The organism is Paraglaciecola sp. QJM3NY_14 (assembly GCF_056173245.1).
On record NZ_CM149664.1, the window covers coordinates 182,829 to 203,996 of the forward strand.

Genomic DNA, 21,168 nt, shown 5'->3' on the forward strand with positions numbered 1-21,168 from the left:
TTGAAAAATAGACATATTCATACTTAAAACCAAGTGATATTTAAACTGTAAGTGTTTAAGACCTTAGGTTTTAGGGCAGATAATAGGAGTTAAAATGGCGAGCAAAGGCGTAAATAAAGTCATATTGGTGGGCAACTTAGGGCAAGATCCTGAAGTACGTTATATGCCAAATGGTAATGCGGTAGCGAATTTAAGCATCGCGACCAGTGAAAGCTGGAAAGACCAACAAGGGCAAATGCAAGAGCGCACCGAATGGCATCGCCTGACTATGTATCGCCGTTTAGCTGAAGTGGCTGGCGAATACTTGCGTAAAGGCTCACAAATTTACGTAGAAGGTAAATTGCAAACCCGTAAATGGCAAGATCAGCAAGGCCAAGACAAATACACCACAGAAGTGATTGTCGACCAAATGCAAATGTTAGGTGGCAAAGGCGGCGGTCAATCTGAAGGCGGCTTCCAAGGGCAGCAGCGTCAACCTGCACAGCGTCCTGCACAAGGCGGTCAAAATGCTGGCGGCCAGCGCTCTGGCGGTCAAAATTCAGGCGGTTTTCAACAATCTCCTAACCAAGGTTACAACCAAGCCCCTCAAGGTGGCCAAGGCAATCAAGGTTTCAACCAAGCCCCGCAAGGCGGCCAAAATAAGCCAGCACCTATGGCTGAACCTGACTTTGATTTCGACGATGATATTCCGTTTTAATTAATACTAAAGAGTGTAGATGTTAGTTATTTAAAGCCCTGTTTTTACAGGGCTTTTTTGTATCGGTTTGATTTTTCCCAAAATACGTTGGAACGAAGATGGCGGTTTTACTGTGATTTCCCAGCGGTGGGCCAGCCGCTAAATGCTGATTTATACCCTGCCTACACGCGTTGCTCTTAGGCTTACTCATCTAGTGAGTTGGTGAGTAAAAATGATAGATAAAGACACTTATTTGTCTTCCCACAGCTTTAATTATGCAAAATCTGTTATCTCCAAACGGTCTTTCACTCATTCTCTGACGCCTTACTACAGCACTGCATAAATCGATTTAAAGCGCTCTGGTCGGCTTTCACAGCAATGAAACTTGCTTTATATACTCATGCGCAAACCCCAGGTTTGAGTTTTTTATTCTGGGTTTGGTCAGCAATACTTACAAAAATAACAACATATCGTCGGTAAGCAGTAGAAATGCCCAACTTTTTTTGCCACATTACACGACGGTTATTAACAAAAAAACAACAATCAATCTGGATGGACAAATGTTGAAACTAAACACACAAAAATTTCGCCTATGCGCAATAAGTGCTGCGGTGATGGGACTGATCAGTACAGGGGCGATTGCACAGCAAACAAGCGCTGCTCAAAACAAAAACAACGCTCAAGAAGAAGATGTTGAGCAAATCATTGTCACGGCGACAAAGCGCGCAGAGTCAATCGGCGATATTCCATTTTCAATCAACGCGCAAACCCAGAAGGACTTTGAACGAAGTGGTGCTAGTAATTTAGAAGATATTGCTCGTAACGTCGCGAGTGTGGCAATTCAAAATCTTGGCCCCGGACAAAGCCAAGTATCCATGCGCGGTGTATCTGCAGGGCAAATCGTACGTGACCAGCCGGGCGTGAAAGAGCAGGTGGGGGTTTATTTGGATGAAAGTGTTATTTCTCTATCGTTATTTACCCCTGACTTAGACTTATTTGATTTAAATCGTATAGAGACGCTGCGCGGCCCGCAAGGTACGCTATTTGGCTCAGGCTCAATAGGTGGAACGTTACGTTATATTACTAATCAACCTGAACTAGACACGTTCGAGGGGAAATTTGAAGCGAACCTGAATTCAGTATCAGACGGTGGCACTGGCGGCAATGTGAAAGGTATGGTAAACCTGCCTATCTCAGATTCTGTCGCTATGCGCGCGGTGGTTTATCGCACTGAATATGCGGGTTTTATTGACGCATACGGTCCTGATAATGCGTTTAAAGAAGATGTTAACGACGGAGACAGAACCGGTGGTCGAGTGGCGTTTGTTATCAGCCCAAATGACAAACTCACTATTACCCCGCGGATCATATTTCAAGAGCTCGAAATAAATGGCTTTAATAGACAAGACGCGTTCAATATTTTCGCCAACCCTTACACCACAACGTGGCCAGCGAAACAATTAAAAGATAGAGAGCAGTTCTTACTATTAGAAGAAGGCTTTTCTGACGATACGCTCATAGCTGATTTGACCGCAGAGTATCAAGCTGAGATTGCTGACTTTACCTTTGTCTACAGCTACACAGACCGAGATATTCTGGTGAGCCGAGATGCGAGCGCACTGTCTGGCTCAGTGAGTGTTGATTTAGGTTTCCCTGATGCGGCCGTCACGCTGCCATCGAACCTACTCGATCGTACAGAAGTGGAGCAAGACACGTTCGAGCTGCGCGCAGCATCAAACGATGACGGCGCGTTAGATTGGATAGTCGGCGTGTTTTATTCTTCAACTGACCGAACGTACAAACAAACACTGCCCACACCTGGATACGATAGCTTTACTGACGCAACCTTAGGTGCAGGGACTTCAGCGGCGGTAGCTAATGGGTTTGATGTCGATTCACCTTACAACGCTTTCTTGCCCTACGATCTGACACAGTTAGCTATTTTCGGTGAAGTTAATTATCAAGTGAACGACGATCTTAAAGTGACTGCGGGTTCGCGTTTTTATGATTACGAAGAAGAGCGTCAGTTTATTTCAGGCGGCTTGTTCGCCAATGGAGACAATCAAACCGATGCTACCGAATCTGATGGCTTTACGTCACGTATTCTTGGTCAATATCGCTTGAACGATAACGTGAACATTAACGCGCAGATTTCTGAAGGATTTAGGTTAGGTGGGGTAAACGATCCATTGAACAGAAGCTTGTGTTCTGATCAGGATGAGGCGATTTTTGGTTCATTCCAAGATTATGAAGATGAGCAGTTAACCAACTATGAGTTAGGCTTCAAATCTTCTGGCCGCGGCTGGAGCGCGAATGTGTCAGCGTTTTACAATGATATCGAAGACTTACAGGTGACGTTAGATGCAGGCTCTTGTTCTTCTCGAGTGTCGTTTAATGTGCCTGATGCCCACACGCAAGGCCTTGAATTTGAGCTTACACGCCAGTTCACAGATCAATTATTCTTCTCTCTTAGCGGTAGCATTATAGAAGCAGAATTTGACTCAACCGTGGTTGATGGCTCTGGTGCGGTACTTGGTGGGGTAGAAGATGGTAACCGTTTGGCGTCAGTGCCTGAAGAAAGTTTCTCGATTTCGTTTACTTACGATCTCGCTTCGCCTTTGTTCTCTTCAAACAGCACTTATTTCCAAGGCTCATACCAGTACGTTGGTGATCGAATCACTCAACCTAGCGACCAAGTCGCCGGTGCGGGCACGTTTGTTTCTGGCTTGGCCTTTGGTGGAGCAACGGGTCTGGAAACCACGGAATTAGATTTGGTGCTTGATGCCTACGGCACCATGAATCTTAGCTTTGGTCTGGCCTATGATGATTACGAAATTCTGTTGTACGCCAACAATTTGTTTGATGAAAATGCGTTGTTGTCATTGGACAGAGAGCGCGGAGGTCGGGCACGACTCGGTTTTACGACCAACCAACCTAGAACAATTGGTGCTACATTCCGTTACTTCTTTGAGTAACGTTGGTTAGTCATATACTCAAAAATAATCAGCAGCTAAACATTAATCGACGTTTAGCTGCGCATTCTCCTCCCTATTTCCTGTGAAATATCAAATCGACATGCTTTGTTTCATGTTAGTTGCGTTAAGCTTGGCTAAACGAGACAGAAAAAGGCGACCTTGTTGAGCGAGAACACCTGGGTCAACGGCGTTATTAACGGCTACATATCATGAACAAAACACAGCTACCCAGCAAAATATGCCCCGTTTGCCAACGGCCCTTTTCATGGCGAAAAAAGTGGCAAAAAGACTGGGAGAATGTCAAATACTGCTCGAAGCGATGCGCGGGGAATAGAAAGACTCTCGACGATAAAAGGTAGTCAATCTTAGGTTTGCTCAAATTGTATTTTTATCGCCGAAGGTTCAGATTCTTCTAGGGCGATTTACCAGGGTGTGTTGCTTGAGAATGCGCTTACTTTCTTGTTGAACGTCATCGCGTTTCTGAAACGCCCACAAAGTATCCCTTGCTCGCTTACCGGTTTGTTCAAGATCAATCATTGGGTGCGGGTATGTTCGTCCTAATTCCACTTCATATATTTGACATTCCATGGGGGTAAGTAGCCATGGCGTGTGAATGAGTGCATCCGGCAGGTCAGAAATTTCAGGTACAAAACGGCGGATGAACTGCCCTTGAGGATCCTTGTCTTGTGATTGTTTGACCGGGTTGTACAAGCGTATAAGGTTGGTCCCCGTTACTGACGCTTGCATTTGAAATTGCGGATAATGTATCCCTGGTTCAAAGTCTAAAAAGAGCTGAGCTAAATGAATGGCTCCTTCTCGCCAATCAATATTTAAGTGGTGACACAAAAAGCTCACTAACATGGCTCGCATGCGAAAATTCAGGTAACCCGTTTGATGCAGACAGCGCATCGAAGCATCCACGACGGGAATGCCCGTTTGCCCTGTTTTCCATGCCTGTAAATTAGCGTCTTTTTGTTCACCTTGCTCATATTCGTAAGCCAGGTAGGCTTTGTTGAGCGGGCGAAACTCCATGTCTGATTCACTTTCAAATTTCTGAATAAAATGGCAATGCCAATGCAGGCGAGACCGAAAGGCGTTGATGGCCCTTTGCCACCCATCTTTGTGCTTTTTAGATGCAGTTGATTGATAAACTTGGCGAGTACTTATGTTTCCCCAAGCCAAATAGGGAGAAAGCCTAGAGCAAGCTGTTCTACTTTTTATCGGGCTAGAAACTGAATAGGCGTACGCCTTTCCGCGCTCTTTTAGAAAATGATGCAAGGTGTACCAAGCGCGTTTTTCACCCCCAAGCTGAAATGCAGGACGTTGAGTTTTGTACTCTTGTGGCAATGCTTCGCTTTCATCTAGCGTCATCAAGGTGGCAAAGGTTAGCCAATTGACTTCATGTAGAGGCGTATCTGCACATTGTGCATTCATATGCTTATCCCAATTTTGCTCCCAGTCACGTCGGTGAGTGGCGCCACGGATAACGCCGCCATGATTGTATTCGTGCCAGCTTATGCCTTCAGCATCTAACATGCGCGCGATAGCTTTATCCCGTTTGTAAGTGCAGGCAAGACCGATTTCTTGATGGCTGTACACGCCAGCAATATGAAAACGTTGCATAAGTTGAGCAAACACGCTGTGGGCTTCTTCGAACAATACAATGATGCGAGCATTGTAATCGGCGAGTTGGCTGTTTAGGTCGACTATGGATTGCCACACAAACCGCCAATGACGTACATCGTAATGCGGATCTGCTATAACTGAGGGCTCAAATAGGTACATCATGACCACCGGCAGCGGTTGCTGGGCGGCAGCGAATAAGGCTTGATGATCTCTCAAACGCAAGTCTCGCTTCAACCACACCACATTGATGTGCTCTTTACCCAAGAGGCCAGTCTGCCGCGTCTGTTTGGTCTATACCGCTAACGTACGTATCCCCAGCCCATTGGCGCACAAATTCTCCGTTCGGATCATATTGTTGCGCCTGCTTGGCTAAATCGAATCGCCTATGTCCTCTAGGGTCTACGCCTACACCTGAAAGGTACTGCCAGTTCCCCCAGTTTGATGCCACATCAAAGTCGATAAGTTGTTGTTCGAAGTAAGCTGCCCCGAAGCGCCAATCAACACCGAGCTCATTTACCAAACAACTAGCGACTAACTGGCGTCCTCGATTTGACATGTAGCCAGTATGATTTAATTGCTTCATACAGGCATTCACGATGGGATAAGGCGTTTCACCTTGGCACCACATTGCGAACCGTAAAGCGATAAAGGTGGTTAAAGGACGAGTGTCTTGTATCCCAGAAAACTGAAATAGTTTTGATTGGTACTTGAACAGGTGCCATTGAAAGTACTCTCGCCATAGCAGCTCAAAGTAAAGCCAATAGGTTGAGTCATTTTTTTCATATTCTGATTCGTAGCGCCTCAGCTCAGTGAATACTTGCCTAACAGAAAGGCACCCGTTGGCGAGCCAAGGGGATAGCTTGCTGGAATAGTCCCACCCATCCAAACCGTTACGTGTTTGTTTATAATTTTTAATGTTGTGGCTGGTAAAAAGAGTGTACTCAAGTTGCGCTAAAGCAGCGTCCTCACCTCCTGTGAAGGCAAGCCCAATTGCTTTTTTCGATGGGTTTACGTCCTTAGATGACAACCAAGCTAGATCGGGAGCGGGTGGCAGAGCTGTCGGGGCTGATAAAGCAGCTGCTACTTGCAGGTCTTCGACGCGTTTTCTAAAGGGAGTGAAGCTTGCCGGCAAATATTCTATCTCAAACGGTAGCGTATCAGGTTGAAATAAGCTGTGACCGTTTTCCTGAATAAAGAGTGTATTAGGGTTACCTTGCTTTACTCTTTGCCACTGCTGGCGCTCATACACACCAGGGTGCATACCTGAGGCGACTATATCTGGAGTATAACTACCAATAAGGGCGCCAAGTACCTCTAAGGTTTCTCCCTCAAGTACGAACAGCTGTTGGCCTTGCTCCTGCAAATGACGCTGTAATTCAAACAGACTCTGTTGCAGGAACGCCCAACGTTTATCGCCCATATGCGCCGACTGAAAATGGCTACTCTTGAACCATCGTGGGTCGATTATAAATACACATAATAGCTCATCGACTTGTTCACTAAGCGCAACAAGCGCAGGGTTATCATGTAAACGCAGATCATGACGAAACCAAAAAATGCCTCGCTTTGGGAGGGCTGAAGATAGCTTTTTCAAAAATAAACACCCGTCATCTTAGAGTCAGTCAATAGCAATAAATACGTGTGCTTAAACAGATGAGATCAGCTTAGCGCCAGGAATAAGACGCCCGTATTAATGTGTGGCAGCTTTACGATCTGATATAGTTTGGAAATTAGGTAGTCAGCCCATTAAAAATCTCACGTGAGACAAGGTAATTCCATACATAAAATGAGAAATATTAGGAAGGGGACAGGGGAGTCTCGTCGCGGTAAAGAAACCCTTTTATTGATACTGGATTCCGCTAAAACCATATTGATTGAGCAAGGCTATAGTAAGTTGTCTATGCGTAAGGTTGCTGTGGGCGCGCAAATTAGCGTGGGAAATTTACAATATTACTATCCAAGCAAGAATGACTTGCTCAAAGATATGCTCGATCACAGCATTGATGAGTTTATGGATGAATTTGAACGACTAAGATTGGGGACGAATAACGATCCTGAACTGCATCTCAAATCCATTGTCAATTTTATCGTACTTGATTTAGGCAACCCCACAACGACTACGTTTTATCCTGAGTTATGGGCCTTAGCAAATCACGATGAATATGCTGACAAATTAATGGATGAAATATACGCTCGCGTGCGGGTACCTCTTGAAGATAGCATTATGCGGCTGAACCCAAAGCTGGACTTCGAGCAGGTGCAAAAAGTGGCTTTGTTTATTTCTTCATCCATGGAAGGCATGACCATGTTCGTTGGCCACGGCAAAGTGTGGAACGATTCTATTCAACACATGGCGAACATAGCAACAATGAGCTTTCTTCAGTTGGTCGAAAATATTACGCCTGAAGATATTCAAGAGAATAGTTTTATACTTGCCGCTGACAAAGGGTAATTATTTATATTGAGTGAATGCTCTAAGCTGCTGAGTTTACGCTTAATTACACTTGGCGCTTAATTGAATTTAGCACTCAAATTCTCACTAAAACTAACGCTTAAATTTCGTTTCTAAAATAACGGACGAATTAGTTCGCTCCACTCCTTCTAGGTTACCAATATTGTCCAAAATTTGACTGAGTTGCTCAAGGGATTCGGCCTGAACAATGGCAATCAGATCATATTCTCCACTAATGGCATACAGCTCGCTGACCTCACTGACTTGGCGTAGTTCTGCATTGGTTTTGGCGGTGAGCTTTTGGCGTACTTTGATGGATACATGGGAAGACACTAAGTTGTCTTGGTATTCGCTGCCATATTGCACTGCATAGCCTTTGATGACGCCGGACTGTTCAAGTTTGATCATTCTATTTTGAACCGTGGATCGCGATAGATTTAGCACTCGCGCTAAATCCGAAATGCTGGCTCTGGCGTTGGAACGCAAGATGGATAACAGTTGTTGTTCTTGCTTAGTTATCATTTTGATACTTTATTTGGTTTATTTGCTAAATAGTGTGTTCATTTTGACCATAATGCTACTGCAATTTTAATCTGTTTACCTCGATAATAGTCAATTATCTTAACGATGCTTATTAGCAACGTCACTATTTTAGGCCTTACAGGAGCGCAACAATGCAAGTAACCAGAGAATTATTCGATGACGTCATGGTGCCCAACTATGCGCCCTCCGCGATTATTCCAGTGCGCGGTAAAGGCTCTCGCGTGTGGGACCAAAATGACAAAGAGTTTATCGACTTTGCTGGTGGCATTGCGGTGAATTGTTTGGGTCATTGTCACCCTGCTTTAGTTCAAGCTTTAACAGAGCAAGGGCAAAAATTGTGGCATCTTTCTAACGTGATGACTAACGAGCCGGCGCTGCGCCTAGCCCAAAGACTCACGCAATTAACATTCGCTGAAAAAGTGTATTTCGCCAATTCAGGTGCAGAAGCCAACGAAGCTGCACTAAAGCTTGCTCGGCGCTGGGCGTTGGATGCGTATGGGGCTCAAAAGTCACAAATTATCTCGTTCAACAAGAGCTTTCATGGACGTACGTTTTTCACTGTAACGGTGGGCGGGCAAACCGCCTATAGTGATGGTTTTGGCCCTAAGCCAGGCGATATTGCACATGCAGATTACAACGATTTAGCCGGCTTAGAAGCGCTCATTTCTGATAAAACTTGCGCTGTAATGCTAGAGCCGCTGCAAGGTGAAGGGGGTATCATTTCACCTAACGCTGATTTTATAAAAGGCGTTAGGGCGCTATGCGATAAGCACAATGCGCTGATGATTTTTGATGAGGTGCAAACGGGGGTTGGTCGTACGGGGGCTATGTACGCTTATCAAAACTTAGGGGTAACACCAGACATCTTAACCACGGCGAAAGCCCTTGGTGGCGGATTCCCTATTGGCGCCATGCTAACCACGACTGAGATTGCCAAGCATTTGAAAATCGGTACGCACGGCTCAACTTATGGTGGTAACCCACTGGCATGCGCTGTCGCAGAAGCCGTATTAGACGTGGTTAGTCACGACGACGTTTTGCAGGGGGTGGCGAAGCGTGAAACGTTGTTCCGTGACGGTTTACAGCGTATCAACGACAAATATCACGTATTCGCTGAAATTCGTGGCAAAGGGTTGTTACTCGGCGCCGCATTAAATGAAAAATATAAAGGCCAAGCAAAAGCATTTTTAGTCGCAGCTGCAGAGCATGGCTTGATGTGCCTAATTGCAGGAGCTGACGTGGTGCGCTTCACTCCGTCTTTGGTGATCCCAGAGCAAGACATTGAATTAGGCTTACAGCGCTTTGAGTTGGCCGTTGCGCAAGTGGTTAAAGGCTAACTAGCATGCTGGTTATTCGCCCTATATGCGCCGCAGATTTTGCGGCATTAAAGCAAATTGCTGTCGAGTCTGGTCACGGCTTTACCTCATTGCCTGATAATGATGAGCTATTACTAAGCAAGATTTCGCGTGCTCAAAAAAGTTTTACTGAGCAGGTGGCTTCCCCTGGCCAACAAAACTATTTGTTCGTACTCGAAGATACTCAAAGCAAAGAGATTATTGGGGTTACCGGCATTGAAGCCGCAGTTGGACTGAATGCGCCGTTTTATCATTATCACATTGCCAGTCATGTGCACTATTCAGAGCGCTTAGGGGTGAAAAAGGTCGTAGAGACACTTAACTTGTGTAACGACTACACGGGGGCGTCAGAGGTCTGTACCTTGTTTGTGCGCGAAAAGTTCCGCCGTGGTTTCGCCGGACAATTATTGTCTCGGGTACGCTACTTGTTCATGGCGAATCATCCAGAGCGTTTTTCAGATTTAGTTATCGCTGAAATGCGCGGCGTTTCTGATAAAAATGGTCACTCACCTTTTTGGGCATGGTTGGAGCCAAACTTTTTTGGTATCGACTTCCCAACTGCTGACTACCTTGTGGGAATGGGTGATAAATCATTCATCGCAGAATTGATGCCGAAGCACCCAATATATGTGGCGCTATTAAGTGAAGATGCGCAAAACGTGATTGGTCAGGTGCATGAAAAAACGGCTCCGGCACTTCGATTATTGCAAAAAGAAGGCTTTTTTCATCGTGGTTACGTGGACTTATTTGATGCGGGACCAACGGTAGAAGTCGCTCTTAAGAACATTCGTACAGTGCAACAAAGTCAGCTGGCTACTGTGCTGATAACCGATAAAAGCCAGTTACCAACGACGGATTCAGGTGCTCAGAACTATATGCTTTGCAGCACAGATGTGAGCCAGTTTCGTGCCACTATCACGCCCTGTATCAGGTATGAAAATGAAAGCAATACGTTGTTAATTAGTGCTGAGATGGCCTCTGAATTAGGCTTAATGAACGCCAGCGATGTGCGCTTTATTGGGCTGTAGCGTAAAGAACTAGGCGCAAAGGTTAAACCGCCTTTGCAAGATATTATATTGAATAGAAAGGTTTTTATTTATGCATACTAATGTGAATACATTATTTGAAAAGCTGTGGGAAAGTTACCTCGCTGTTACCCCTTCAGCGGTTACCGTTCATGACTTGTTTGGCAAAACGCAAGGGCAAGGAGTGATCAACGATCACATCGCATTACGCACTTTTAACTTACCTGGTATTGGACTTGACGCGCTGGCGGCACATTTTGAGGCGTTGGGTTACAAGGCCTGTGGTGAATACCATTTCGTAGGCAAAAAGCTGTACGCTAAACATTTTGAGCACTCAGAAAATCCAGACTTACCCAAAGTCTTTATTTCAGAGCTTTTACTTGAGCAGTGCAGCGAATCACTGCAGCAAACCATTCGAAATCTTGTTTCGAATATGAGCGTTGATGCAGTGACACAAGATAACTTTTTATATTCTGGGCGCCATTGGGACATTGATTACGCGACCTATCAGCAGTTATTGCAAGAATCCGAGTTTGCGGCTTGGGTCGCTGCGTGGGGCTACCGAGCGAATCATTTCACTGTAAGCAATAACCATCTCAGCGAATTTGATTCTATCGAACAAATCAATCAAGCCGTGAAAGCGGCAGGTCTTTCCTTGAATACTGCAGGCGGCGAAATAAAAGGTTCGGTTGAGGTCATGCTAGAGCAATCATCGACCCTGGCAGATAAGCACCCCGTGGCGTTTAGTGATGGGGAGCGAGAGATTCCTAGCTGCTTCTACGAGTTCGCTAAACGTTATCCTAAGCCTGACGGCAAATTATTTACTGGGTTTGTGGCTGAATCAGCAGATAAAATCTTCGAAAGTACTAACGCGAGATAAATTCCGTGGTACGTTTACTTACCTAAAAAAGGGGCCTTAGAGGCCTCTTTTTTTTAGCCGATTGTCTAATTGTTTACGATTCGCAATGTCGCTATTGTCACCTATACTGATGCGAAATTAAACTACAAATCCTCAATTTAACTTATTGGTATCGCTAATAAATCGTGATTAAGGTAGCGATTTATATTGCTGGTGCTTTATTCTAAATTTTGCTGTAATGGCAGAGCAATGTAACAAGATATGAATTGAACAATGCGAATTAGCTGGCGCGAGTTTATAAAGCAGTACTTTAGCAAGCCATCAAAATTTCACTCGATTGGAATTGAGATGGGCGATGCTGAATTGCACCTTAATGTTATTCAAAAAAAATCTGGTGCCTATCAGTGGATAGAGCAGCACACTTTGCCTATGCAAGATTGGGCGAAACATTTGCAAGAGTACGTAGCGAACAATAATTTAGCTCGCACCCCTTGTTATATTGCATTGGGGTTAAGTAAATATCAGCACTTTCAAGTAGATAGGCCTGAAGTGGAAGAGCAAGAAATTGCTTCCGCTCTAAAATGGCAAATCAAAGAACAGCTCACCAGTACAGATGAGCATGTCTTTGATTACTACGACCACCCAGCAGTAATTGGCGGTAAAAAAAGGGTCAATGTGGTGGCTATTAGCCGCGCTCACATTCACGGGATAATCAAAGGCATTACCCGCGCAGAGTTAAAACTCAATACCATTACCATAGAAGAGTTGGCAACCAGCGAGCTTCTGCCAACGGATGATGATGCTGTTTTGACTTTGTTCCAAGAGAATGGCGGTCAGATAAATTTAAATATCGTCAAACAAGGCAAGTTATTCTTCTCACGGCGTTTGAAAGGCTATGAAAACTTGGCTAGCTTCTCGTTAGAGGAGTTCCAAATGGGGATGGGAGATACCTTGAGTGTTGAAATTCAACGCTCCATGGACTATTTCGAGAGTCAACTGCGTCAAGCCCCCGTGCGCAAGATTGTCGTTCACCTCAATTCATCTATTCAACAAGAGCTGGCGAAGGTCATCCAAGAGCTGACCTTTATGCCTGTCACCGTCATGGCGCTGCCTTTAGCGTCGCCCCAGCCAGAGAAAATGGTCAGTTTAGCGAGCTTAGGTGCTGCGTTGTCAGATGTAAAATTGAATACTGAGGCCGCACAATGAAGTCTCGTATTAACCTCTACTTACCCGAATTACACCCTAAACTAGAAGTGTTGACGCTGTCGTTTGTACTGACTGTGTGGGCAATTTTATTCACGATTGTTGGGCTGGTTTACTATCATGACTATAGTCACGGACAAAGTGTAAAAGCGGAATTAATGGCCATTGAAGTGCAAAAGCAGCAGGCAGAGGACCGACTCGCTGAGCTAAACGAAACGTTAGCGAATCGCACGAAAGATCCCAAATTGCTTGCGGCAATTGAGAGTAAGCAATTAGAAGTGAGTTTAAAGCAGCGTGTCATTGATGAGTTATCTGGGCAAGAGCAGTTTAAATCGAACGGTTTTGCAGGTTTGATGTTGGGGCTGGCAGAGCATCATTTGGACGGGCTATGGTTAACTGGAATCCGATTAGATGAGAATCACGTGATGTTGGAAGGAGCGGCAACCGATTCATCGCTTATCCCGCAATGGATGACGCAATTGAGCTTAACAGAGCGCTTAAAAGGTCAAGAGTTCTCTACCACTAAGCTGTATCGCGATCCAAATCAACAGTTGATGTTTACCCTTGGCACTAAAACGACAAGTGACGCACAACCGGGGGAGCAGCCATGAGCCAAACACTAAAAGAAAGGTATAACACGCTTTTCGCTCAGTTTCTCGCCATTACACAACGCGAACAACTACTGATTCTACTTAGTGGCGTGGTTGTCATTGGTATGGTTGGTTACCTGTTATTTATCGAGCCCGTGAATGAAACAGTTACCCGGGATGAGCAGAATATCGCCTCTATGCGTAATCAAGTGCGCAGCGTTGAAGCACAAATCGAGGTCAGTGAACATGCATTTAGTAATGACCCCAATGAGCAATTGGTGGCCTCGCTAAATAAACTCAAGCAAAGAAGCCTTGATTTAGACACCGACTTGCAACAAGAAACGGTCAATTTGGTGCCGCCTAAACAAATGCCGTTACTACTGGAAAAAGTGTTGGCCGAAAGTCAGGGCGTTACGTTAATCAGCATGCAGTCAATCCCTCCAACGCCCGTGCTTAACATGGGGGAAAAAGGCAGTGATACTGAAAGCGTTGCCAACGAATTAGCAGATATTAATTTGTACCGCCACGGTGTGCTTTTGTCATTAAAAGGCAGTTACTTTGATATTCAACGTTATTTAACGGGCATTGAAAATCTCAGGTGGCAATTTTATTGGAAGCGTTTTAATTACGTGGTCACTGATTATCCGGACGCTTCGGTTGAAGTTGAGCTGTATACCTTAAGTACCAGCAAAGCGTTTATAGGAGTCTGATGTGTATAGAGACCTCAAATTTATGCTAGGTATTTTCGTCGTGACATTGGTTTTTACGAGTGCCGCGTTTGCTCAGGTTTTAGTCGACCCAACTCGCCCATTCGACGCCACTCCCAGCACTTCAGCAAGAGGCGAAATAGCCGATACATTGATACTCAGTGCCATATTTATTAATGGTGATCACAAGCACGCCATTATTAATGGTATGAATGTTAAAGAAGGGCAGGACGTGGCAGGGAAAACACTCATTTCGATCAGCAAGGGTCGAGTTATATTGCGCGGCGCTAAAGGTTCGCAAGAACTTTATGTCAATCACTCTCAATTTATAAAAGATGCAAATGATGGATTTTAAGCTCATTACGCTAAGCGGGTTTCTGCTGGTTTTAGTCGCCTGTCAGGCAAAGCATGATACTCAGCATTATGAAAAATCGCTGGACGCTGCAATTGCCGACACTGAAAAGACAGTTAGCCCTAAAAAGCAAGGTGTACCTGATTTACCTGATGCCGTTCATCAAACGTTAATGCCAAGGTCAGAGCAAGCTGCTGAAGCGCTTTTTGGCGAACCTAAATTTGATATTAATGCTCAGCAAATCGATGCAGTGAGCTTTTTCGCTGGAATCGTAGAAGATACGCCTTTCAGCGTGGCTATTCATCCATCCGTGTCGGGTTCGATTACCTTGAATTTGAAACAGGTCACCTTAGAGCAGATTTTCGATATCGTCACTGAGATATACGGTTACGATGTGCAGCGCAGGCAAAATATTTATCGTATTTATCCCTCGGGCATGCGTACAGAAACATTCGCCGTGAATTATTTATTAATGAAACGCGACGGGGCGACGCAAACCAGTATTACCTCTGGCGGCGTCTCACAAGCACAAAACAGCAGCAGTAGTAGTAGCTCAGGCAGTTCGCTGAACAGCTTTAGCGGCAATTCTTCTTCCGGTAGTTCAAATAACTTGAATTCAGGAAGTAATGGTAACGGCACCAGTATTTCTACCAGTACTGAAACCGATTTTTGGACAGATTTGCTAGCATCATTGCAAGTCATGATTGGCGCAGAAGAGGGTCGTAGTGTGATGGTGATGCCCCAAGCCGGGTTGGTCACCGTGCGTGCTATGCCTAATGAAATACGCTCGGTTAAAGAGTTTTTGGCGATATCAGAAGAGCATGTACAGCGCCAAGTTATTTTAGAGGCGCGTATTCTTGAGGTGTCACTGAGCGATGGTTATCAGCAAGGTATCAACTGGACAGAAGTATTAGCTAATAGTGGCAGTACTGACTTTCAATTTTCCACCACTGCAGGCAGCTTAGGGGATGCTATTTCTGCGTCACTGGGGGGCATTACAAGTTTGTCGTTCGTTAATAAAGACTTCAGCGGCGTGCTGAACTTATTACAAACCCAAGGCAATGTGCAGGTTTTGTCTAGCCCTAGAGTCACGGCGATCAACAATCAAAAAGCCGTGATTAAAGTGGGGGATGACGAGTACTTTGTGACTGACGTATCCAGTCAAAGTACCGTAACTGCTGCGACTAGCTCCACCACACCGAATATTGAACTGACACCGTTTTTTTCCGGTATCGCGTTAGACGTAACCCCGCAAATTGATGCACAAGGTGGGGTGCTATTACATGTGCACCCATCTGTGATTGAAACCGAAGAACAAGAGAAGGTTGTGACCTTAAATGAAGAGCAGTTCGTGCTGCCTCTTGCCGCAAGTAACATACGCGAATCAGACACAATTATTCATGCTCGCTCAGGTGAGATAGTCGTTATCGGCGGGTTAATGCAATCAATTATTTCTGAAACAGAGTCAAAGACACCTTTACTAGGTGATATTCCGCTACTGGGTAATTTATTTAAAAACCGTCAAGAAACAGAAACCAAAAAAGAACTGGTTATCTTGCTTCGTCCCACAGTGGTAGGCGCAGACACATGGCGCCAGCAGTTGATCCGCAGCCGTAATCAAATGGCTGACTGGCTACACGTGGACTAATCGTATGTATTTATACCACTACGGTATAAAGGAATTGCCTTTTACCTTAACCCCTAATACCAGCTATTTCTTTGGCTTGCCTAGCCATAAAGAAGCGATTGAGGTGCTTCTCACTGCCATTAAAACGGGAGAGGGATTTATTAAAGTGACCGGCGAAGTGGGTACGGGCAAAACGTTGATCTGTCGCAAATTACTTAACGAACTTCCAGAACACTTTGTCGCGGCATATATTCCGAACCCTTATTTAACGCCAAGTGAATTGCGCCGCTCTGTAGCCGCTGAACTTAATGTGACATTAAGCGAAAACGCAGATCAACAAGAGTTTACGCAGCGTATCCAACGTCGTTTGATTGAAATTAACCAGCAGAATCGCGGAGTTGTTCTTATTATTGATGAGGCTCAGGCATTGCCGGTAGAGAGTATCGAAGCATTGCGTTTAATCACTAATTTAGAAACTGAGTCGCGAAAGTTATTGCAGGTAGTGCTGTTTGGTCAGCCAGAGCTAGACGACAAACTTGCCCTACCTGAATTGCGCCAGTTAAAACAGCGGGTCACTTTTTCCTATGCGCTTAAGCTCATGAATGCTGACCAGTTGTTCCAGTATGTGCGTCATCGCATGTCTGTTGCCGGATATCGAGGGGGAGATATTTTCTCTAACCGAGCGTGCAAACTATTGTTTAAAGCCAGTAAAGGTACTCCGCGGATCGTGAATGTGTTATGCCACAAAGCGCTGATGTTGGCGTATGGTGAAGGTAAGCAACAGGTGGAAATCAAGCACGTGAAATTAGCCATAGCAGACACGGAAGCAGCTTATAAAATGGGCTTCGGTATGGGTAAATTCGTTGTCGTTACACTACTTGCTATCTGCATCGCACTGGCTGGGTATATGGCGTATCGGAGGTTTACCTTATGAGTGTGGTAAACAAAATGCTGCAAGATCTTGAGGCCAGGCAAACTGGCTCTGAAGCGGTCAGCGCGGACTATCAGCCACCACAGCGCAATACAACAAGATTGGCATGGTTGATTTTATTGATGGTGATTGCGTTGCTCTTCGCCGCTGTGACATTTATGTGGCCGACAGTGACAGATGACGTATCTAGTCAGGACACGTCCAGTAACATGATCAATCCTGCATTAAGGGATATAGCTGTAGTTGAGCCTACTGAGCCTGACACGCCGGCAAAAGGCGGCATGACTTGGCTTGAACCGGCTGATAAGGCAAACATAGATTTATCTTCAGGTCATCAAAAGCAGCCTGAAACAAACTCACAAATGCAAGCGATGCCTAAAATTGACAAGAAGCCAGAGTCGCAAGTTGCTCAGCTGCAAAGTGATGAATTAGCGGAGTCTAGTCCAGTCGCTATCGATCCTAAAAGTGCCATGAGTCCTCCCTACGCTGCTGCAGAAAAAGTGATACCGCCTAAAGCGACATTTAGTAAGAAAGCCAATCGTGCTCAAAATGCGCAGGCCGGATTAAAACAATCTATTAATCAAGCCTTACGAGATGGCAAAACACTGATCGCCATCGAAGGATTGCAACAGTTACTAAGCCAAGAGCCTGATAATCTGCGCATTCGCAAGAAGTTAGCGTCCCTGTTGTTTGCTGAAAATCGCATGTTAGAAGCACAAGCCTTGCTCAGCGAAGGGCTAGCAGACGCCCCCGAGCTTCACGATTTACGCTTAATGCTCGCCAGATTATTTGCTCAACAAAACCAACAAGCGAAAGCGTTAACCCTATTGTTGGAAGTCTCGCCCTCTTTAGTACTGCACAGTGATTACTATGCTTACAGGGGAGCGTTAGCACAACAGACTCAAAACTATGCTCAAGCACAACAAGATTATCAAAGACTCGTCAATGCTGAGCCACGCAAGGCTAAATGGTGGTTAGGATTAGGCATCGCCCAGGACAGCGCAGGTGAAAATAAACAAGCGTTAATGAGTTATCAAAAAGCAGATGACGAGCAACAGTTGTCACCGCAAGTGATTACGTTTGTACGTCAACGATTGAAAGAATTGGTTGGAATAGAATGAAGCCTAAAGCCAAAATTCGCTTAGGCGATCTTCTTGTACAAGAAGGGATTATTAGCGAAGAACAATTGATGCAGACTCTTTCTGCACAAAAGCAAAGTGGCCGTAAATTAGGTTACATGCTTATTGAACTTGGCTTTATGACCGAGAATCAGTTGCTTACCTTTTTATCTCAGCATTTGGGGGTGCCATTAATTGATGTAACCCAATATCGGGTGTCGGTAGAAGCGGTATTGCTACTGCCAGAGGTTCAGGCTCGACGTTACAGAGCGTTAGTGCTTGACGATAAAGGGGATCATTTACTGGTCGGTATGAGTGACCCGGCTGATTTAGCCGCTCTTGATATTTTATCTGGTGTGTTACCCAAACCTGTTAAAGTCGCTGTTGTTAGTGACGCGCAATTGTTCCAAGCGTACGATCGTTTCTACCGTCGAACGGAAGATATCGCTTCTTTCGCCCAAGAATTAGCGGAAGAATACCAAGATGATGAAGAGTTTGATTTCGATACAGGCGTCGACAATGAGCAGGACACTGCCGTAGCCCGTTTACTGCAATCGATTTTTGAAGATGCACTACAAACCAAAGCCTCAGATATCCATATCGAACCAGACAGCGAGATGTTACGTATTCGCTTAAGGGTGGATGGCGTACTGCAAGAAAACATCATCAAGGAAAAGAACATAGCCTCAGCTTTAGTATTGAGGTTGAAGCTAATGTCTGGGCTCGATATTTCAGAGAAACGCCTTCCACAGGATGGGCGGACGAATATGCGTATCAAAGGCCACTCCATCGATGTACGGGTCTCTACTATGCCAGTACAGAATGGTGAATCAGTGGTGATGCGATTGCTTGATCAGTCAGCCGGTGTGCTTTCTCTCGAGCAAACCGGTATGCCAGCCGCCTTACTAAAACGCTTTCGAGTGTTATTGAGACGCCCCCACGGTATGATTTTGGTTACGGGACCCACAGGCTCTGGTAAAACAACCACGCTTTACGGCGCGTTAAGTGAGTTAAATCAGCCTTCTGCTAAAATTATCACAGTAGAAGACCCCGTCGAGTACCGCTTACCACGCATCAATCAAGTGCAGACCAATAGTAAGATTGGCTTGAATTTCTCCAATGTTTTACGCACAACACTAAGGCAAGATCCTGACATCATCATGGTCGGGGAAATGCGAGACCAAGAAACGGCGGAAATTGGTCTTCGAGGCGCTTTGACGGGTCACTTAGTGTTATCAACCTTGCATACCAATGATGCTATCAGCAGTGCGGTACGTCTACTTGATATGGGAGCCCCAGGGTATTTAGTGGCGAGTTCTTTGCGCGCTGTTATCGCCCAGCGCTTGGTGCGTAAAGTGTGTGAAAGCTGCAGTGAGGCATACCAACCCACACGTGAAGAATCCCTGTGGCTGAAAAGTATCGACTCTCAAGTGGTTAATGTGACGTTTCGCCGCGGCCGTGGTTGTCAAACCTGCAACAATACAGGCTATCGCGGCCGAGTAGGTGTGTTTGAGTTATTAGAAATGACAGAGAGCATGATGAATGCATTGAAAACCAATGACTCTGTTCAGTTTGGCCAAGCGGCACTTCACAGCCCTGGCTTCGTGCCTTTGGCAAAAGTTGCATTAACGTATGCCAAAATGGGGATAACCACAGTCGATGAAGTATTGAAACTGATTGAAATGGTGGCTGATGAACAAGCGCGAGAGCCCGAGCCAGGGCTTGAAGAAAACGCTGAACTTGTTGAAATGACAGAGACTCAATCCAGCCAAGCTGCCTCGCATGAGGGGAATGCAGAGTCTGGCGCATCGCCCACTTCAGCGGCTCGCTCTGAGAATAATAAACCGACTCCATCAAGTGGTGAGTTCTCTTTCGAGCTAGAGCCTCGCGACGATGGCCCAGGCGGTAACAATGGCTAATTTCACCTACAAAGCGCGTAACGCGAGTGGTGAACTGGCCTCAGGTAGCCTAGAAGCGAGTGATGCTTCTAGTGTGGCGCAAATTTTACTTGGCCGAAAATTCACTCCAATTGAAATAAAAGAAGTGAGTGATTCTGCTAACGTGACTCTGAATTTATCCATATTCGCCCCGAACATAAAGCTCGAAGATTTGGTTATTTTCTCGCGTCAAATGTATTCGCTGACCAAATCTGGCATTCCGATAATTCGTTCAGTTAAGGGCTTGGCAGAGACCTCGAACAGCGAACGCATGACAAAAATTTTGAATGATGTGTGTGATCAATTAGAGCGAGGTCGCACGCTATCTTCGGCCCTGCATCGGCATAATAAAGTTTTCGGTCAGTTATTTGTTAGCATTGTGCACGTTGGGGAAAATACCGGTAGGCTGGATGAAGCCTTTCTTCAATTGTCAGACTATATGGAGCGCGAACAGGAAACTAGAAAACAAATCAAAGCGGCTACACGTTACCCAACATTTGTAATTTTGGCTGTCGTCGCTGCTTTAATCATTATGAATATATTTGTGATACCGGTCTTCGCCAATATGTTCTCTAGCTTTGGCGCTGAACTGCCGTTAATGACTCGCGTTTTATTAGCTACATCAGATTTTTTTATTACAAAGTGGCTGCATATGCTCATCTGCATTGGCCTAGCGATCTTTTTAGTCTTTAAATATATCAACACCCCAAAAGGCCGCTTTAATTGGGATCGCGCCAAGTTACGTTTACCCATTGTTGGGGGCATATTTGAGCGCACTTTACTCAGTCGTTTTGCCCGTAGTTTTTCTATGATGTTGCGCTCCGGGGTTCCATTAACCACTGCCCTAAATTTGGTTGCAGATGCCGTCAGCAATGCCTTCATGGCTGATAGGATCGTGAAAATGCGCAAAAACATCGAAAAAGGTGAAAGCCTTTCACGGGTAGCAAGCTCAAGTAAGATGTTTACGCCTTTGGTGCTACAGATGATCAATGTAGGTGAAGAAACAGGCCGAGTAGATGAACTGCTAGGCGAAGCGGCCGAGTTTTACGAACGCGAAGTGGATTACGATTTGAAGAGCCTGACCTCTAAAATCGAGCCTATTCTTATTATGGTGGTTGCCGCTATGGTGCTGGTACTGGCCTTGGGCATCTTTACCCCAATGTGGAACATGATGGGAGCGATCCAAGGTTAA

19 protein-coding genes are annotated in these 21,168 nt (G+C 45.3%); 16 read left to right on the forward strand and 3 right to left on the reverse strand.

Translation table 11 applies throughout. The features are described from left to right. Positions 1-94: 94 nt before the first annotated feature. The 3 genes from AC0VYA_RS00765 to AC0VYA_RS00775 all read left to right on the forward strand — a co-directional run bounded on the left by AC0VYA_RS00765 (position 95) and on the right by AC0VYA_RS00775 (position 4,010). Positions 95-697 (forward strand): single-stranded DNA-binding protein, encoded by a 603-nt coding sequence (locus AC0VYA_RS00765; RefSeq protein WP_011573086.1) that lies wholly within the window; start codon positions 95-97, stop codon positions 695-697. A 539-nt stretch (positions 698-1,236) separates the two neighbouring features. Then, positions 1,237-3,651: a TonB-dependent receptor gene (locus tag AC0VYA_RS00770; protein WP_475489747.1), complete on the forward strand. Its 2,415-nt coding sequence runs from the start codon at positions 1,237-1,239 to the stop codon at positions 3,649-3,651. Between the two features lie 209 nt (positions 3,652-3,860). Then, positions 3,861-4,010, forward strand: a complete 150-nt coding sequence (locus AC0VYA_RS00775) for a DUF2256 domain-containing protein (RefSeq protein ID WP_475489748.1) — start codon at positions 3,861-3,863, stop codon at positions 4,008-4,010. A gap of 43 nt (positions 4,011-4,053) precedes the next feature. Here AC0VYA_RS00775 and AC0VYA_RS00780 read toward each other — a convergent pair whose 3' ends face one another. Next, positions 4,054-5,541: an FAD-binding domain-containing protein gene (locus tag AC0VYA_RS00780; RefSeq protein ID WP_475489749.1), complete on the reverse strand. Its 1,488-nt coding sequence runs from the start codon at positions 5,539-5,541 to the stop codon at positions 4,054-4,056. Beyond that, a complete protein-coding gene (locus AC0VYA_RS00785) occupies positions 5,534-6,871 on the reverse strand; it encodes a DASH family cryptochrome (RefSeq protein WP_475489750.1) in 1,338 nt (445 codons plus the stop codon). Before AC0VYA_RS00785 ends, AC0VYA_RS00780 begins: the two co-directional genes overlap by 8 nt. 183 nt (positions 6,872-7,054) lie before the next feature. On the opposite strand from AC0VYA_RS00785, the gene AC0VYA_RS00790 reads away from it, so the two are divergent. Further along, on the forward strand, positions 7,055-7,729 hold the full coding sequence (locus tag AC0VYA_RS00790; RefSeq protein ID WP_475491010.1) for a TetR/AcrR family transcriptional regulator: 675 nt from the start codon (positions 7,055-7,057) through the stop codon (positions 7,727-7,729). Between the two features lie 93 nt (positions 7,730-7,822). Here AC0VYA_RS00790 and AC0VYA_RS00795 read toward each other — a convergent pair whose 3' ends face one another. Beyond that, positions 7,823-8,251: an Lrp/AsnC family transcriptional regulator gene (locus AC0VYA_RS00795; RefSeq protein WP_011573100.1), complete on the reverse strand. Its 429-nt coding sequence runs from the start codon at positions 8,249-8,251 to the stop codon at positions 7,823-7,825. A gap of 152 nt (positions 8,252-8,403) precedes the next feature. Here AC0VYA_RS00795 and AC0VYA_RS00800 point away from each other — a divergent pair, with 152 nt between their 5' ends. The 12 genes from AC0VYA_RS00800 (at position 8,404) to AC0VYA_RS00855 (ending at position 21,168) form a co-directional block, all read left to right on the forward strand. Continuing rightward, positions 8,404-9,609, forward strand: coding sequence for an aspartate aminotransferase family protein (locus AC0VYA_RS00800; RefSeq protein WP_475489751.1), 1,206 nt, complete (start codon positions 8,404-8,406; stop codon positions 9,607-9,609). Between the two features lie 5 nt (positions 9,610-9,614). Further along, positions 9,615-10,655 carry an arginine N-succinyltransferase gene (gene astA / locus AC0VYA_RS00805; protein ID WP_475489752.1) on the forward strand — a complete coding sequence of 347 codons (1,041 nt, stop codon included), beginning with the start codon at positions 9,615-9,617 and terminating at the stop codon, positions 10,653-10,655. A gap of 70 nt (positions 10,656-10,725) precedes the next feature. After that, a complete protein-coding gene (locus AC0VYA_RS00810) occupies positions 10,726-11,532 on the forward strand; it encodes a 2-oxoadipate dioxygenase/decarboxylase family protein (protein ID WP_475489753.1) in 807 nt (268 codons plus the stop codon). A gap of 252 nt (positions 11,533-11,784) precedes the next feature. After that, on the forward strand, positions 11,785-12,717 hold the full coding sequence (pilM, locus tag AC0VYA_RS00815) for a type IV pilus biogenesis protein PilM (RefSeq protein ID WP_475489754.1): 933 nt from the start codon (positions 11,785-11,787) through the stop codon (positions 12,715-12,717). Then, positions 12,714-13,325 carry a PilN domain-containing protein gene (locus AC0VYA_RS00820; RefSeq protein WP_475489755.1) on the forward strand — a complete coding sequence of 204 codons (612 nt, stop codon included), beginning with the start codon at positions 12,714-12,716 and terminating at the stop codon, positions 13,323-13,325. Before pilM ends, AC0VYA_RS00820 begins: the two co-directional genes overlap by 4 nt. After that, the gene (gspM, locus tag AC0VYA_RS00825) at positions 13,322-14,014 is read left to right on the forward strand and encodes a type II secretion system protein GspM (RefSeq protein ID WP_475489756.1); all 693 of its coding nucleotides are present in this window, start codon (positions 13,322-13,324) and stop codon (positions 14,012-14,014) included. Before AC0VYA_RS00820 ends, gspM begins: the two co-directional genes overlap by 4 nt. A 1-nt stretch (position 14,015) precedes the next feature. Further along, positions 14,016-14,366 (forward strand): MSHA biogenesis protein MshK, encoded by a 351-nt coding sequence (locus AC0VYA_RS00830; protein ID WP_475489757.1) that lies wholly within the window; start codon positions 14,016-14,018, stop codon positions 14,364-14,366. Further along, positions 14,356-16,011 carry a pilus (MSHA type) biogenesis protein MshL gene (gene mshL, locus AC0VYA_RS00835; RefSeq protein ID WP_475491011.1) on the forward strand — a complete coding sequence of 552 codons (1,656 nt, stop codon included), beginning with the start codon at positions 14,356-14,358 and terminating at the stop codon, positions 16,009-16,011. The genes AC0VYA_RS00830 and mshL overlap by 11 nt, the downstream gene beginning before the upstream one ends. A 4-nt stretch (positions 16,012-16,015) precedes the next feature. After that, positions 16,016-16,924: an ExeA family protein gene (locus AC0VYA_RS00840; protein WP_475489758.1), complete on the forward strand. Its 909-nt coding sequence runs from the start codon at positions 16,016-16,018 to the stop codon at positions 16,922-16,924. Next, positions 16,921-18,042 carry a tetratricopeptide repeat protein gene (locus AC0VYA_RS00845; RefSeq protein WP_475489759.1) on the forward strand — a complete coding sequence of 374 codons (1,122 nt, stop codon included), beginning with the start codon at positions 16,921-16,923 and terminating at the stop codon, positions 18,040-18,042. Before AC0VYA_RS00840 ends, AC0VYA_RS00845 begins: the two co-directional genes overlap by 4 nt. Beyond that, positions 18,039-19,958 (forward strand): GspE/PulE family protein, encoded by a 1,920-nt coding sequence (locus AC0VYA_RS00850; protein ID WP_475489760.1) that lies wholly within the window; start codon positions 18,039-18,041, stop codon positions 19,956-19,958. Before AC0VYA_RS00845 ends, AC0VYA_RS00850 begins: the two co-directional genes overlap by 4 nt. After that, positions 19,951-21,168: a type II secretion system F family protein gene (locus AC0VYA_RS00855; RefSeq protein ID WP_011573112.1), complete on the forward strand. Its 1,218-nt coding sequence runs from the start codon at positions 19,951-19,953 to the stop codon at positions 21,166-21,168. Before AC0VYA_RS00850 ends, AC0VYA_RS00855 begins: the two co-directional genes overlap by 8 nt.

Excerpts from the sequence above, each read along its gene's own strand:
- AC0VYA_RS00765 (WP_011573086.1), top strand. The coding sequence starts at position 95 with ATGGCGAGCAAAGGCGTAAATAAAGTCATATTGGTGGGCAACTTAGGG.
- AC0VYA_RS00770 (WP_475489747.1), top strand. The coding sequence starts at position 1,237 with ATGTTGAAACTAAACACACAAAAATTTCGCCTATGCGCAATAAGTGCT.
- AC0VYA_RS00775 (WP_475489748.1), top strand. The coding sequence starts at position 3,861 with ATGAACAAAACACAGCTACCCAGCAAAATATGCCCCGTTTGCCAACGG.
- AC0VYA_RS00795 (WP_011573100.1), bottom strand. The coding sequence starts at position 8,251 with ATGATAACTAAGCAAGAACAACAACTGTTATCCATCTTGCGTTCCAAC.
- AC0VYA_RS00800 (WP_475489751.1), top strand. The coding sequence starts at position 8,404 with ATGCAAGTAACCAGAGAATTATTCGATGACGTCATGGTGCCCAACTAT.
- astA (WP_475489752.1), top strand. The coding sequence starts at position 9,615 with ATGCTGGTTATTCGCCCTATATGCGCCGCAGATTTTGCGGCATTAAAG.
- AC0VYA_RS00810 (WP_475489753.1), top strand. The coding sequence starts at position 10,726 with ATGCATACTAATGTGAATACATTATTTGAAAAGCTGTGGGAAAGTTAC.
- pilM (WP_475489754.1), top strand. The coding sequence starts at position 11,785 with ATGCGAATTAGCTGGCGCGAGTTTATAAAGCAGTACTTTAGCAAGCCA.
- AC0VYA_RS00820 (WP_475489755.1), top strand. The coding sequence starts at position 12,714 with ATGAAGTCTCGTATTAACCTCTACTTACCCGAATTACACCCTAAACTA.
- gspM (WP_475489756.1), top strand. The coding sequence starts at position 13,322 with ATGAGCCAAACACTAAAAGAAAGGTATAACACGCTTTTCGCTCAGTTT.
- mshL (WP_475491011.1), top strand. The coding sequence starts at position 14,356 with ATGGATTTTAAGCTCATTACGCTAAGCGGGTTTCTGCTGGTTTTAGTC.
- AC0VYA_RS00840 (WP_475489758.1), top strand. The coding sequence starts at position 16,016 with ATGTATTTATACCACTACGGTATAAAGGAATTGCCTTTTACCTTAACC.
- AC0VYA_RS00845 (WP_475489759.1), top strand. The coding sequence starts at position 16,921 with ATGAGTGTGGTAAACAAAATGCTGCAAGATCTTGAGGCCAGGCAAACT.
- AC0VYA_RS00850 (WP_475489760.1), top strand. The coding sequence starts at position 18,039 with ATGAAGCCTAAAGCCAAAATTCGCTTAGGCGATCTTCTTGTACAAGAA.
- AC0VYA_RS00855 (WP_011573112.1), top strand. The coding sequence starts at position 19,951 with ATGGCTAATTTCACCTACAAAGCGCGTAACGCGAGTGGTGAACTGGCC.